The organism is Microcystis ichthyoblabe FBCC-A1114, from assembly GCF_050500245.1.
GTDB lineage: Bacteria > Cyanobacteriota > Cyanobacteriia > Cyanobacteriales > Microcystaceae > Microcystis > Microcystis ichthyoblabe_A.
In genome coordinates, this window is sequence record NZ_CP191408.1 from 2,573,770 (window position 1) to 2,588,721 (window position 14,952).

Below are 14,952 nucleotides of genomic sequence, written 5' to 3' on the forward strand. Positions count from 1 at the left end.
ACCTACCTAAAGCCTTTTAAAGTTACTCATTTCTGTAGCTAGATAACTAAAATAAGTAACTTTGGCCACCGATAGATTTTAAGAACGTTATCAGGTATAATCAAGATATGAAGCTAGTTGAACGTCATATTATCAGTCAAAACCATCCCTTATGGTCAGAAATCGACCATTATGCCTTCTTGTCAAAAAATTTGTTCAATCTAGCTAACTACCATTATCGCCAATATTTCTTTGAAAACTCCCAAAAACTGAGTTTTAATCAACTCTATCATCTGGTATCTAAAACCTCTTAGCTTCACCATGAGTGATTATTGTTGACTGATCACTGAAAAATCTCTCCAACCTCCCACTTAAAAAGGGGAAGAGCTATGCTCTTCCCCTTTTTTTAAGGATTTATTCAAGATGATTGTAGATGCACAGCAGTCGAGGCCGAAATTACATTAAGCCTAACTGAGCAAGGATGCCTTTGTGGGTTAAGTATTCCGTAGCTACGCCAATAACGAAACCGAGCATGGCTAAACGACCATTCCAGTTTTCAGCGAAAGCGGTGAAACCGAGTTTGTTTTCTTGCTTATCCATGGTGAATTGCCTTCCTATAAGAAAATTGCGTTTAAGTCAAGTGCTTGATATTTAATGTAACATAACTTTCCAGACTATGCAACATTTCTTTACATAAATTTTATTGATGTTGGCCATAAACTTTTATGGGGGTAGGGTCAAGGGTGGGCAATGGCGGCCGAAAATCAAGCCTGATCCTAGTTCTCAGACTAAATAACGGTTTTCCCATCCCTGACCGAAAAAGATTACAATCAAGCGAAAGGTCAAGAATCGATCGCCGTCGAGCGAGGAGTGAATATGCGTGCCTTACTGATTTATCCCGTTTTTCCGCCGACTTTCTGGTCTTATAACAAAATTCTGGAATTAGTCGATCGCAAAGTCTTACTTCCTCCCCTGGGTATGGTGACGGTGGCGGCGATTTTACCCCAGGAATGGGAATTTAAACTGGTTGATCGCAATATTCGGGCAGTGACAGAAGCAGAATGGGACTGGGCCGAAATAGTCATTCTTTCGGGTATGATCGTCCAACGTCAAGATTTAATCGAGCAAATTCACGAAGCCAAGCAACGGGGTAAACTGGTGGCCGTGGGGGGTCCCTATCCCACTTCTATCCCCCACGAAGTGGCCGAGGCCGATTTTCTGATTCTCGATGAGGGAGAAATCACCATCCCGATGTTTGTGGAAGCATTGGCAAAAGGAGAAACTAAAGGTGTTTTCCGCACCACAGAAAAACCCGATGTGACAATTACCCCGATCCCCCGCTACGATCTGCTCGATTTTGAAGCTTATGATTCCATGTCGGTGCAGTTTTCGCGGGGATGTCCCTTCCAGTGCGAATTTTGCGATATTATCGTTCTCTACGGTCGTAAACCCCGCACCAAAACCCCCGCACAATTATTAAAAGAATTAGATTATCTCTACGAGTTAGGTTGGCGCCGGGGCGTGTTCATGGTGGATGATAATTTTATTGGCAACAAGCGCAACGTTAAATTACTTCTCAAAGAATTAAAAGTTTGGCAAGAAGAACACCAGTACCCTTTCCGGTTTAACACGGAAGCGTCGGTGGATTTAGCCGCCGATCCCGAATTAATGGAAATGATGGTTGATTGTTACTTTGACGCGGTCTTTTTAGGGATTGAAACCCCCGACGAAGAAAGTTTACAATTAACCAAAAAATTCCAAAATACCCGTAGTTCGTTAACCGAGACGGTAGAAAAGATTATTAAAGCCGGATTGCGCCCCATGGCGGGATTTATCATCGGTTTTGATGGCGAGAAAAAAGGAGCGGCCGATCGCATTATTAATTTTGTCGAAGAAGCGGCCATTCCCACGGCTCTCTTCGGAATGTTACAAGCTTTACCGAATACCGCCCTATGGACTCGCTTGGAAAAAGAAGGACGACTACGATTAACGGGGAAACAGGACATTAACCAAAGTACCCTAATGAATTTCGTTCCCACCCGGCCGATCGAAGATATTGCCACAGAATATATTGAAGCCTTCTGGAAATTGTACGATCCAGAGGTATTTCTTGATCGCACCTATCGCTGTTTCCTGAAATTAGGCGCACCTAAAGCTAAACCTGCCTTTAAACTGCCTCGTCGGGCCGATCTCTATGCCCTAGCGGTAATTATCTGGCGACAGGGCTTTAAACGTTCCACTCGCTGGAAATTCTGGCAGAATTTATTCGGTATTTTGCGCCATAATCCCGCCAACGCCGAACACTATATCACTGTCTGCGCCCACAACGAGCATTTCCTGGAATACCGTCAGATTGTTCGGGATGAAATTACGGCACAATTAGCCGAATTTCAACGCCAAGAGGCATTAACATCGGAAAAAACCGCCATAGCGGCCTAATTATTCCGAGGATGGGTAAATAACCCATCCTGAACATTTTCTGTCCTGATGGTGGGCGATCGATAAATCAATAATATTCCTAGTTTTCCGGTTAAAAATTCCCTCAATCTCTGCCAAAGCAATTCAGTATAATTTCTTAATTTTCTAGATATAATTACATTTTTTCCCTAAAATGTTAGCTGGAATACTGAATAAATCGAGAAAATCTGGATAAAGCCAGTATTTTTAGCTCCTTAACCCTATCAATCAAGCTAAAATCAATGATTACTCGTCAAGAACTTAAGAAACTACAATCCCTAACTCAAATACCCGCCCTTTCCATTCTCTTACCTACCCATCGCACCTCACCGGATAACAAAAGACCTCTTGCAAAAGTCTTAAGTCGATCCTTGTACAGCAACATTTTTGAAGATTATCAACTACTAATAAATAATTAACTGAAAGTCCCTCCCATTATTGTTTCTATCGTTTGTTTTCGGATTTATGCAAGAGGTCTAAACAAGACCCTATTCTCGTTAAAAATTTGGTCGATGAAGCAAAGCGCCGATTATCGGAAGAATTCTCTAAACGTGAAATCGAACCTTTGTTCGATCGCCTCGATAGTCTAGTAGCTGAAATAGATTATCCTTATACTCTAGATGGATTAGCTCTCTATATTGGTCCGGATATTGCCAAGCTTTATAACCTGCCTTTTTCTGTCCAGGCAAGAGTTGTCATCGATAAAACCTTTGCCACACGGGATTTAGTTTATGGATTACATCGAGAACAACCCTATTGGCTGTTACTATTAAGTCAGGGTTCTACTCGTTTAATCTCAGCTACAGGAGAAACTCTCGAAGAAATTCGCGATCAGAATTTTCCCCTAGAAATGACTGGACCGGGGGCCACCGCACCACTGCCCTTTGATGCCGATACCAGTTATCTAGATGATAGAATCCGGCGATTTTTCCAACAGGTAGATAATGCTCTGGGTGAATACATTGACATTGATGATTCTTCCCCTTTGATTGTGGGTGGAGTGGTTCGTCAAATTTCCTTCTTTCAAGAAGTTTCACAGTACACATCAGCAATTGTTGGCACTTTAACCGGCAATTTTGACAAAACCTCACTGCCAGAATTAATTCCACAAGTATTGCCGATTATGCATTCAGTGCGTCAGACTCAAAAAACTGAAGCCCTGCAAGCTTTGGACGCGGCAGTCAGCGCTCAAAAAGTTATCTCTACCCTGGGAGAAGTGTGGCGTTTAGCGCAGGAAGGTCGAGGAAAATTGTTATTAGTGGAGAAAAATTACCATGTACCCGCAGTTTTAAGCGAAAATGGTGACTTGATACTGGTGGAAAACGTCGGTGGTACGGAGGTAATCGATGACGCAGTGGATGAAATTATCGAAGTGGTATTGGCCAAGGGAGGACGTGTAGCTTTAGTCGAGGAGGATTCCTTGAACGATTACCAAAAAATTGCCTTGATTTTACGTTATTAGACCTAACACTCCGTTTCACAGGCCCCAATACTAACCCATTGACTAGAACCATCAGACCAGTATTCTTTTTTCCAGATGGGGGCATTATGCTTGAGAGTATCAATAGCATAACGACAGGCTGCGAAAGCTTCCCCTCGATGGGGACAACCCACCGCTACTAAGACGCTAATTTCACCGATTTTGAGCTTACCAGTGCGATGGTGAATGACAACTCGATTGGTATCGGGCCAGGTTTGCCGAATTTGCCGAGCAATTTGCCGGAAAACCTCCATCGCCATGGGTTCGTAGGCCTGATAATCAAGATAAATAACCGGTTTACCGTCGGTTTGCTCCCGTACAGTACCACTCATTAGTACAATAGCCCCATTAGCCCCATCATCGGCTAATTGATATACTTCCTGCAAAGATAAAGGAGCAAAACTGATGCGAAAATTATCTAGCGTCATGGATGCTTTTTTCAGTAAATAGTAAATAGTAAATAAGTAGCTGGTTATAATTAAATTAAAAATGGATTTTAGGTTCGATCCCCCCTGCCCCCCTTGATAAGGGGGGTGCCGATAGGCGGGGGGATCCCCCCTTAATCCCCCCTTGATAAGGGGGGCATCTGATAATTTTTAACGCCTACCTACTTAGTAATCAGTGAAGTGACAAGACAGCACTGTTAATGCCATTTAATACTCCTCACTTGATACTGCTCACTGAAAACTCAAATCTGATAACTGCTCACTGATAACTGATAACTGATAACTGATTCCAGGCTGACAGCTATATTAATCCAGGGTGCGGCGAATTTCGATACAGCACCATTCTTGACGTTTCCACAGAGCAGCCACTGTCCAGCCTTGGGGTTCTAAAATATCTGTAACTGCTTGTGCTTGGGTGACAAGAATGCCGCTTAAAATTCCCCAGGTGGTGGGTTTTGCCAGACGGGTGATTTCGGGCATTAAAGCGATAATTGTCTCGGCTAAAATATTACAAACGATGCCATCAACACCATCGGGAATTAATTCTAATAACTCCTCGACACTACCCTGATTAACAGCTAAATTTTCGGGGTTAATCCCGTTGAGATGGCGATTACTGTACGTCGCATTCACCGCCAGGGGATCTATATCGACAGCATAAACTTTTTTAGCCCCCAATAAAATCGCCCCGATCGCCAGTATGCCAGAACCACAACCGATATCGGCGATAATTTTAGGCTCTGGATGGCTACTTAAACGCATTTCTAGGGATTCTAAACATAATTGCGTGGTGGGGTGCGTTCCCGTGCCGAAAGCGGAACCGGGGTCAATTTTAATCACCAATCTCTGGTTATTTTCCGGAGGATTTAACCAAGCAGGACAGATCAAAAAGCGATCGCCGATCTCGCTAATTTGCCAATGTTGTTTCCAACTGCTGGCCCAGTCTTCCTCGTCCATTAACTGCCAATAGCTGACAGGTTCAGAAAAACCTAAAATCAAAGCATCCTGCTTTAACCAGAGGCTTAGTGCCTCTAAATCGGGCAATTGCGCTTTAATTTCTGGTATATAGGCCTTAACCTCTAAAGAGGATTGTTTTTTAGCAGTGGCCGTTCCCGAACAGCCAAAATCTTCCAGTCTCCAGAAAACCGTTTCTTCGAGACTAGGTTCGCACAAAACCGTAATTTCCCACCAACTATTAGACATATATCAGTTATCAGCTTCTGAAGGCAAGAGGCAACAGGCAAGAGGCAAAAGACAGAATCTGACAATTCTCCTACCTAAAAAGAAGGTTAGAAACTAAGCACATCAAAGCTTTTAGCTTAACCAATTAGGTCTGAGATTCGGCCCTTGTTATCAGTTATCAGTTATCAGATTTGGGTTTTCAGTCAACAGTATTAAGTGGCAAGTGCAGAGCTTTCCTTTCACTGATTACTGTTGACTGTTTACTGATAACTGATTTAATCTAGAGTTTCACTGTGTAAGCATCGCGGATACCGGGGACTTTAGTAATTTCCGAGAGAAGACCTTCCGGTAGAGGATCATCGAGACTCAGGGCCATAACTGCATCACCGCGAATAATTTTGCGTCCTACCTGCATACTGGCGATATTGACATTAAAACTGCCTAAAAGTGCGCCAATTTTGCCGATAATACCGGGCATATCTTGGTGAAGGGTAAATAACATATGATTACTCGGTGGCACGTTAATGGGGAACTCATCGAGGTCAGTAATGCGGATTTCTCCCGTACTTAACAGCGCTCCGGTGACGGAATGGGTCCCCATGGAACCATTAGCTTCCAAATGAATCGATCCCGAATAGTCGCGGGTGGAAGCATCCCGGGTTTCGATTACCCGGATACCGCGTTCCTTAGCTTCGATCGCCGCATTAACATAGTTTACCCGTTCCCGGAGGGCTTGGGAAAGTAAGCCCTTAATTGCCGCTACCACCAGAGGTTGACTGTCTTTAGTGGCCAATTCTCCCTGTAAACGGACATTTAACGAGTCACAGCGACCTCCTGCCAACTGACTGACGAGATTACCCATAGTTTCCGCTAATTGCAGGTAAGGGCGCAGTTTTTCCATAACATCGGGAGTTAGTCCGGGGATATTAACGGCCGAACGCGCTGGCAAACCGAGGAGGACATCGCGAATTTGTTCGGCCACATCAACAGCTACACCCACCTGTGCTTCCGTAGTCGATGCACCTAGGTGGGGAGTGAGGATGACGTTAGATAATTCTCTTAATCTAGATTCGCCTAAAGGTTCCTGTTCAAATACATCCAAGGCTGCCCCGGCGATTCTACCGGATTCGAGGGCTTCAATTAAAGCCAACTCATCGATAATGCCGCCTCTGGAACAGTTAATGATGCGGACTGTGGGTTTCATCTTAGCGATGGTTTCCCGACCGATGAGATGCTGGGTTTCGGCAGTTTTCGGGACGTGGAGAGTGATAAAATCGGACTCGGCAAAGAGTAATTCTAGATCCACCAAGGTGCAACCGAGTTGATCGGCGCGTTCTTTGGAAATAAAGGGATCGTAGGCGAGAATTTTCATGCCTAGGGATCTAGCAACGGTGGCGACATGGGAGCCAATTTTACCTAAACCGACGACTCCTAGGTTCTTTTTATAAACTTCTGTGCCGATAAAGCGATTTCTTTCCCATTTATTCGCTTTTACCGACTGATTGGCATTGGGAATATGACGGGAAAGGGATAACATCATGGCCAAGGCGTGTTCGGCAGCGGCGATCGTGTTACCTTCGGGAGAGTTAACGACAATAATACCCTGACGAGTGGCCGCAGGAACATCGATATTATCGACTCCTACCCCCGCGCGGCCGATAATTTGCAGTTTGCTGCCCGCTTCGACGATTTCTTTGGTGACGCGGGTACTGGAACGGAGCATCAGTGCGTCGTATTCGGGGATAATTTGAATGATTTCCTCAGCGGATAGTCCTGTTTTCACGTCCACTTGGGCAACCTGTGACAGAATTTCTACTCCTACCGGATCGATCGAATCGGATACCAGAACTTTGGCCATAATCTTTATAACGTGCTTTTTTCAGTCTACGGGCAAATGCTAGACCAATATTGGTATCTAGCCGCAATAGCCCATTTTAGAAGCAAAGGGTGCAGTCTATGGCAAAATTAGCGAAAAGATTTTAGGTTGTTATTCTTAATTGTCGTCCATGGGGTTGATGTCAGGCTCTTGCCGTTGTCACTGAGATATGCCTAATTTAATCACGGTGGCGATCAAGTTTTTCGCTCCTTTTTCTAAGGCTTTTTCTAGGGCTGTCATTGCTTCTATTTGAAAATTTCTAAGTAGCTGGTTATGATTAAATTAAAAATGGATTTTAAGTTCGATCCCCCCTGCCCCCCTTGATAAGGGGGGTTTCTGATAATTTTTAACGCCTACCTACTTATGATGTTCACACAGTAGAGAAAAAGCCAAAAACCTCCGTTATACTTAACGGAGGCTGGTTAATTAATTAACAATTTTCAGCTACAATTTCGCCCCACATTCAGGACAGAATTTATTATTCCAACTGTTAACCGCGCCACAACTGGGACAATTGTGCATTTCACAACCCCCGGTGACAATTTTCGGTAAACCAATCATACGGGCATTACTTTGGCCGGGGGCAACCATGGGATAACAATTTTCGTCTTTAGTCACGATCGCATTGACCAAAACTGGACCATCATGGGCCAACATTTCGGCAATTTTTGCGGCTAATTCATCTCGATGGCGAATAGTAATCCCTTTAATGCCGTAAGCTTGGGCTAACAGTTCCACATTTGGCATTCCCGCTTCCATATTGGAATTAGAATAACGTTCCCCATAGAAAGCTTCTTGCCATTGACGTACCATACCCTGCCAACCATTATTAATAATAATCGTCTTGGCATGAATATTAAATTGGGTTAGGGTGGCCAATTCCTGTAGATTCATTTGGAAACTGGAATCACCACTAATACAGATGACCTCCTCATCGGGAATAGCCACCTTTACCCCCATCGCAGCAGGTAAACCGAAACCCATCGTCCCCAATCCCGCGCTAGAAATCCAACGTCGGGGGCCATTTTTGAGGAATTGGGCCGCCCACATCTGATGCTGGCCCACATCGGTGGTATAGTAGGCGTGGGGTGCCTGACGGCCCACCTCAACGATTACTTCTTGGGGGGAAAGTCTGCCTTCTGGTAGGGGGACTTGCAGGGGATAATCTTGGCGCCAGCGCTCGATCTGGGCTAACCAAGCTTGGGTGCGATCGGAATTAGTGGGATAATCAAATTCTCTGGCTTTTTGGAGTATTTGTTCTAAAACTACCCGCACATCCCCGACAATCGGCACGTCAGGGGCGCGATTTTTGCCCACTTCCGCCGGGTCGATGTCCACATGAATTACCTTAGCTTTTGAGGCGAATTCGTCCAATTTCCCCGTTACTCGGTCATCAAAACGAGCGCCGACGGCAATTAATAAATCACACCCGGTCACGGCAAAATTAGCGTAGGCAGTGCCGTGCATTCCTAACATTCCCACCGAGAGGGGATGATGTTCATCAAAAGCACCGATACCCATTAACGTGGTGGTAACGGGTAACTGAAAACGCTCGGCAAACTCGGCAATTTGGGCGTGGGCATTAGCTGCGATCGCACCTCCGCCAACGTAAAGTAAGGGTTTTTCGGCGGTTTCCAAGAGGTGCAAAGCGGCCTCGATTTGACGGCGATTACCCTTAACCGTGGGACGATAACCGGTTAGTTTCACATCTCCCGGTTCGACGGGGATATAATCGCATAGTTCTAAACCGACATCTTTGGGAATATCGACTAAAACCGGTCCCGGTCGTCCTGTACTGGCGATGTGGAAGGCTTCAGCGACGATTCTCGCTACTTCCCGGGCATTTCTAGCCACATAGGAATGTTTAACAATCGGTAGAGTAATACCATAAATATCGGTTTCTTGGAAAGCATCGGAACCGATGGCCGCCCGGCTGACCTGACCGGTGATAATTACCATCGGGATGGAGTCCATGTGTGCGTTAGCGATGCCTGTCACCAAATTGGTCGCCCCGGGGCCGGAAGTACCGAAACAGACCCCGACTTTGCCGGTGGCCCTAGCGTAGGCATCGGCGGCATGGGCGGCCGCTTGTTCGTGGCGCACTAAAATATGTTGTAATTCTCCCCGCTCTTCAAAGCGGTAGAGTTCGTCATAGATGGGCAGGATCGCACCTCCGGGATAACCGAAGATGTGCTTAACGCCATGACGTTTGAGACTGTCCATCAAGGCATAAGCACCAGAACAACGCTGGGGAACCGTTGTTAAAGAGTTATTGGGCTTGGGAAGTGATGAAACCACAGGGCAAACCGTCCAATTTCTAACTAGAGGGATAATTGCAATTCTGTTGCCTAGGATGCAACTTGAAAAATAGCAAAATTGATAACCTTATACTTTTAGTGTATTCCATCTCACCTTTTTGGCTGCAGTTTTTTTTCTTTTTGCATCTTACCCATGCAATATCTGGGAAGTGGGGTGTGGGGTGTGGGGTGTGGGGTGATGGGTAAGAGGGGAGATAAGATAATAAATATTGGTGATTTCACCTGATCTTGACTGAGCCTGGGAGTTTTATGAATAGTCTTTTGATTGCGGCTACGGATACCGATGCGGGTAAAACCGTTGTCACCACTGCTTTAGTGGCTTATTGGCAAAAATACTATCCATCCAAGGCCTTGGGGCTGATGAAATTAATGCAAACGGGTCAAGGCGATCGAGAATGGTATGAGGGCTTATTTCAGGGTCAATTAGAAATGATCACACCGCTGCAATATCAAGCACCCTTAGCGCCTCCTGTGGCTGCTGATTTGGAAGGTCGAGATATTCCTTTAGGGACAGTGTGGCAAGCTCTGCTGAACCTACAAAAAAGCCAAGATTTGGTTTTAATTGAGGGTTTGGGGGGTTTAGGTTGTCCTGTCACCCACGAGCTAACTTTGGCGGATTTAGCGGCTCAATGGCGGTTAAAAACGCTTTTGGTGGTGCCGGTGAAATTGGGGGCGATTTCCCAAACGGTGGCTAATATTGCCCTAGCAGAGCAAAAAAAGGTCAATTTGGGCGGAATTATCCTTAATTGTCTCGAACCGCGCACGGAGACGGAAATAGAGCAGTTAACACCGATCGATTTAATTCAATCCTTGACTAATTGTCCGGTTTTAGGTGTTTTTCCCTTTATCGAAGATCGTCGGGATTTGGATAAATTGGCCTCGGTGGTAGCTAGTTGGCCAGAAATTATCTAGAGCAGGAAACCGTACCAGATTTTGGAATTTTTGTCAAGAGATATTTGTTAAATATATATTATTTCTGATAAAAATATATATTTATTTGGAAAAGTTTAAGTTCTTTGGCAAAAATACAAAGTCTTATGAAAATTCTTGAAAAATTATGGCAAAAATCGGCAAATACGAGCAGAATTTCGGGACAATGGGAGCTAGAGGGATGGATTCGTCAATTAGTTAGCCGCACATTAGACCTCTTGTGAAAACTAAAAATTGTTGTTAGGGTTAGGAGTCAGTAGCCAGTAGTCAAGAGAATTAAGAATGAATAATAATTAACTAAATAGTCTATTTACAGATTTTAGGCAGTTTAGTTCTTATTTTTGCCGTTTTTGAACCCTCAAAAATTAATTATGCAAGAGGTTTAATAAAACGCATCCGTTCATCGCTGTTTGAGTTGCCTTTTTTCTTCTTGAGCATCACCAGAGAATGGGTATGACTACCAAATGACCAATTGGTGCGGTCAATACTCAATAGCCAGGGTTGAGGGATAGGGAGCCACTGGACTACAATGGGAGCTATTTCAATGGAGCGAGTAAAGAGAGTCTTGCTCCGTGCCATCCCTTTAGGAGGTTTGAGAGCTTGTTTCAAGGCGTTATACTGGGGAGCATCTCATTTATGCAAGTGAGTAATTATACTTGTCCCTAAAACTGGTTTCTGGCAAGGCTTTTAAAATAGCTTGACATAAAACCTGATTTAGGGGTTACAAAGGTGAGATGCTCCCTTATACTGGTTCACGGGGGTTTCGAGATTAGTGCTATTTCTCATAAAACCCTACTCCCGCCTACTTTTCAAGTTTTTCCTCCTGTACTTAGATGACTATTAACTATGGTGATCTGCAAGAACCCTTGAATAAATTCTCAACCCTAGTTGAATTACTCCGTTATCGGGCAAGCAGTCAACCGGAACGCCTCGCCTATATTTTTCTGCGAGACGGAGAAATCGAAGAAGCTCGTTTAACCTATAGGGAACTGGATCAAAAGGCTAGGGCGATCGCCGCTTATCTACAATCCTTAGAAGCCAAGGGCGAAAGGGGTTTACTGCTCTATCCCCCAGGACTAGATTTTATTTCAGCTTTTTTTGGTTGTTTATATGCGGGAGTCGTCGCCATTCCCGCCTATCCACCCCGACGGAATCAAAACCTTTTGCGTTTACAGGCGATTATTGCCGATTCTCAAGCCCGATTTACCTTCACCAATGCCGCTTTATTTCCCAGTTTAAAAAACCAATGGGCTAAAGACTCTGAATTAGGCGCAATGCAGTGGATTGTTACCGATGAAATTGACCATCACCTCAGGGAGGATTGGCTAGAACCAACCCTCGAAAAAAACAGTCTCGCTTTTCTACAATACACCTCTGGTTCAACGGGAACTCCAAAGGGAGTAATGGTCAGTCACCATAATTTGTTGATTAATTCAGCCGATTTAGATCGTGGTTGGGGCCATGATCAAGATAGCGTAATGGTCACTTGGCTACCGACCTTCCATGATATGGGTCTGATTTATGGGGTTATTCAGCCTTTGTACAAAGGATTTCTTTGTTACATGATGTCCCCTGCCAGCTTTATGGAACGACCGTTACGTTGGTTACAGGCCCTTTCTGATAAAAAAGCAACCCATAGTGCGGCCCCCAACTTTGCCTACGATCTCTGTGTACGGAAAATTCCCCCTGAAAAACGGGCTACGTTAGACTTAAGCCATTGGTGCATGGCCTTAAATGGGGCCGAACCCGTCAGAGCGGAGGTACTTAAAAAGTTTGCGGAGGCTTTTCAAGTTTCTGGTTTCAAAGCCACAGCCCTTTGTCCTGGCTACGGTTTAGCAGAAGCCACCCTGAAAGTTACGGCGGTTAGTTATGACAGTCCCCCTTACTTTTATCCCGTTCAGGCTAATGCTTTAGAAAAAAATAAGATTGTGGGAGCCACTGAAACGGATACCAATGTGCAGACCCTCGTGGGCTGCGGCTGGACAACGATTGATACTCAAATCGTCATTGTCAATCCTGAAACCCTGAAACCTTGCTCCCCTGAAATTGTCGGCGAAATTTGGGTATCAGGTTCAACAATCGCCCAAGGCTATTGGGGAAAACCTCAAGAGACTCAGGAAACCTTTCAAGCTTATTTGGCAGATACAGGAGCCGGGCCTTTTCTGCGAACAGGAGACTTGGGCTTTATCAAAGACGGTGAATTATTTGTCACAGGTCGGCTCAAGGAAATTATTCTGATTCGAGGACGCAATAATTATCCCCAGGATATTGAATTAACCGTCCAAAATAGTCATCCCGCTCTGCGTCCCAGTTGTGGGGCTGCTTTTACCGTTGAAAATAAGGGCGAAGAAAAGCTCGTGGTCGTTCAGGAAGTGGAGCGCACCTGGCTCCGTAAGGTAGATATAGATGAGGTAAAAAGAGCCATTCGTAAAGCTGTTGTCCAGGAATATGATTTACAGGTTTATGCGATCGCGCTGATCAGGACTGGTAGTTTACCAAAAACCTCTAGCGGTAAAATTCAGCGTCGTGGCTGTCGGGCCAAATTTTTAGAGGGAAGCCTGGAAATTTTGGGCTAAGAAAATTTCTTGATCGGCACTTAATGTGTTAAATTCGTATATCGATTGAAACTTCGAGCAATTCTTTCTCTCCCCTTAAGTCCACGTCCCTAGACTTGGAAATTCCTTAAAAATTAGCTACATTTCTAAAGAAAGCAACCTGAGTCTAATGTCCACAGAAATCCCAAACGACAAAAAACAACCGACCCTAACGGAAATTCAAAACTGGTTAGTAGCTTACATGACAGAGATGATGGAAGTGGACGAAGATGAGATTGATCTAAGCGTTCCCTTTGATGAATATGGTCTCGATTCTTCTATGGCAGTTGCTTTGATCGCTGATCTAGAGGATTGGTTAGGACGAGATTTAGATCGCACCCTGATCTACGATTATCCAACTCTAGAAAAGTTGGCTAAACAGGTTAGTGAACCCTGACATTTTTATAAAGTTTGTGCTTAAAAATTTTGAGGAAGTTCTAAAATGACAAATTATGGCAAATCTATGTCTCATTACTATGATCTAGTGGTAGGACATAAAGGTTATAACAAAGATTACGCCACTGAAGTAGAATTCATTCACAATTTAGTTGAGACTTACACAACTGAAGCCAAATCTATCCTAGACTTGGGCTGTGGTACGGGTTATCATGCCGCTCTTTTAGCACAGAAAGGGTATTCTGTACATGGTGTTGATCTCAGTGCTGAAATGTTAGAGCAGGCTAAAACTCGCATTGAAGATGAAACAATAGCTTCTAATCTGAGTTTTTCTCAAGGAAATATTTGTGAAATCCGTTTAAATCGTCAGTTTAATGTTGTTCTTGCTCTATTTCATGTGGTTAACTATCAAACGACCAATCAAAATTTACTGGCAACGTTTGCAACGGTTAAAAACCATTTAAAAGCTGGGGGGATTTTTATTTGTGATGTGTCCTATGGGCCTTACGGACTGGGGGAATTTAAGAGTCGGCCTACAGCATCAATATTGCGTTTAGAGGATAATTCCAATGGTAACGAAGTAACCTATATTAGTGAACTAAATTTTTTAACCCATGAAAATATAGTGGAAGTTACTCACAATTTATGGGTAACAAATCAAGAAAATCAACTTCTAGAGAATTCACGGGAAACACATCCTCAGCGCTATCTTTTCAAGCCTGAAGTTGAATTGTTGGCTGATGCTTGTGAACTAACTGTTCTTGATGCGATGCCCTGGCTTGAACAACGTCCTTTGACAAACATTCCTTGTCCTTCAGTTTGTTTTGTTATTGGGCATAAAACAACCCATTCAGCTTAAATTCTGCTAAAAAAAATCCAACTTACCTTATTCTCTGAAACCACACAAGCCATGAATACAATTCAAGATGCCAAGACCGAAAATTACTCAATCTTAAATCAGTCAATTCCAAGACCTCTCAAACTGAGTAATATCCTATTATGATAAGATTTTGCGTTCTCCTTTGTTTGGAATGTCAGCAGAGGAGTCTCTATATTGGCTAGAAAGATGTTTATGTCAAGAGCATCAGGGCTTCGATGTACAAGTTAAGTATCATCAAAAAATGCTGAAGAATATGTTACGTTTGACCGATAGTTTGGATTATCTATGGCCAGTTAACCGTGAAATGCGGCTCATGAAAGCTGGGGGGTCAATTGAACGGGCGATCACCAATAACATTAAAGCTTTTCTTCAATTTAAAGAAACTGTAACCGTATTAAATTAGAAAAACCGCAG

Annotated in this window: 12 protein-coding genes and 2 pseudogenes; 8 read left to right on the forward strand and 6 right to left on the reverse strand. The window is 44.0% G+C overall.

All coding sequences use genetic code 11. From position 1 onward, the window contains the following. Nucleotides 1-107 precede the first annotated feature (107 nt). Entirely contained in the window at nucleotides 108-293 is a 186-nt protein-coding gene (locus ACQY1Y_RS12405; protein WP_002733156.1) for a hypothetical protein, read from the forward strand. Nucleotides 294-435: 142 nt separating this feature from the next. On the opposite strand, the gene ACQY1Y_RS12410 is transcribed toward ACQY1Y_RS12405, so the two are convergent. Next, the gene (locus ACQY1Y_RS12410; RefSeq protein WP_002734821.1) at nucleotides 436-579 is read right to left on the reverse strand and encodes a high light inducible protein; all 144 of its coding nucleotides are present in this window, start codon (nucleotides 577-579) and stop codon (nucleotides 436-438) included. Between the two features lie 276 nt (nucleotides 580-855). Here ACQY1Y_RS12410 and ACQY1Y_RS12415 point away from each other — a divergent pair, with 276 nt between their 5' ends. Both ACQY1Y_RS12415 and ACQY1Y_RS12420 read left to right on the forward strand, forming a co-directional pair. Next, on the forward strand, nucleotides 856-2,418 hold the full coding sequence (locus ACQY1Y_RS12415; RefSeq protein WP_002752235.1) for a B12-binding domain-containing radical SAM protein: 1,563 nt from the start codon (nucleotides 856-858) through the stop codon (nucleotides 2,416-2,418). A gap of 260 nt (nucleotides 2,419-2,678) precedes the next feature. Continuing rightward, nucleotides 2,679-3,898 (forward strand): annotated as a pseudogene (locus ACQY1Y_RS12420) (hypothetical protein). A 2-nt stretch (nucleotides 3,899-3,900) separates the two neighbouring features. Here the strand turns inward: ACQY1Y_RS12420 and ACQY1Y_RS12425 are convergent. The 4 genes from ACQY1Y_RS12425 to ilvB form a co-directional block, all read right to left on the reverse strand. Beyond that, entirely contained in the window at nucleotides 3,901-4,344 is a 444-nt protein-coding gene (locus ACQY1Y_RS12425; RefSeq protein WP_002795233.1) for a molybdenum cofactor biosynthesis protein MoaE, read from the reverse strand. Between the two features lie 324 nt (nucleotides 4,345-4,668). Further along, entirely contained in the window at nucleotides 4,669-5,565 is an 897-nt protein-coding gene (prmA, locus tag ACQY1Y_RS12430) for a 50S ribosomal protein L11 methyltransferase (protein WP_430012845.1), read from the reverse strand. A gap of 259 nt (nucleotides 5,566-5,824) precedes the next feature. After that, nucleotides 5,825-7,402: a phosphoglycerate dehydrogenase gene (gene serA, locus ACQY1Y_RS12435; RefSeq protein ID WP_002733093.1), complete on the reverse strand. Its 1,578-nt coding sequence runs from the start codon at nucleotides 7,400-7,402 to the stop codon at nucleotides 5,825-5,827. 462 nt (nucleotides 7,403-7,864) lie between these two features. Further along, a complete protein-coding gene (gene ilvB / locus ACQY1Y_RS12440) occupies nucleotides 7,865-9,718 on the reverse strand; it encodes a biosynthetic-type acetolactate synthase large subunit (protein ID WP_002752240.1) in 1,854 nt (617 codons plus the stop codon). A 269-nt stretch (nucleotides 9,719-9,987) separates the two neighbouring features. Here ilvB and bioD point away from each other — a divergent pair, with 269 nt between their 5' ends. Beyond that, entirely contained in the window at nucleotides 9,988-10,650 is a 663-nt protein-coding gene (gene bioD / locus ACQY1Y_RS12445) for a dethiobiotin synthase (RefSeq protein ID WP_002733082.1), read from the forward strand. A gap of 393 nt (nucleotides 10,651-11,043) precedes the next feature. Here the strand turns inward: bioD and ACQY1Y_RS12450 are convergent. After that, nucleotides 11,044-11,277, reverse strand: a pseudogene (locus ACQY1Y_RS12450) (IS4 family transposase); the annotation flags it as partial. A gap of 224 nt (nucleotides 11,278-11,501) precedes the next feature. Between ACQY1Y_RS12450 and ACQY1Y_RS12455 the strand changes: the two are divergent. From ACQY1Y_RS12455 to ACQY1Y_RS12470, 4 genes are all read left to right on the forward strand, one after another. Further along, entirely contained in the window at nucleotides 11,502-13,244 is a 1,743-nt protein-coding gene (locus ACQY1Y_RS12455; RefSeq protein ID WP_430012846.1) for a fatty acyl-AMP ligase, read from the forward strand. Between the two features lie 148 nt (nucleotides 13,245-13,392). Next, entirely contained in the window at nucleotides 13,393-13,659 is a 267-nt protein-coding gene (locus ACQY1Y_RS12460) for an acyl carrier protein (RefSeq protein WP_002733562.1), read from the forward strand. 45 nt (nucleotides 13,660-13,704) lie between these two features. Further along, entirely contained in the window at nucleotides 13,705-14,517 is an 813-nt protein-coding gene (locus ACQY1Y_RS12465; protein WP_130757053.1) for a class I SAM-dependent DNA methyltransferase, read from the forward strand. A gap of 172 nt (nucleotides 14,518-14,689) precedes the next feature. Next, complete coding sequence (locus tag ACQY1Y_RS12470) at nucleotides 14,690-14,941, forward strand: hypothetical protein (protein ID WP_042790330.1); 252 nt, start codon at nucleotides 14,690-14,692, stop codon at nucleotides 14,939-14,941. Nucleotides 14,942-14,952 lie beyond the last annotated feature (11 nt).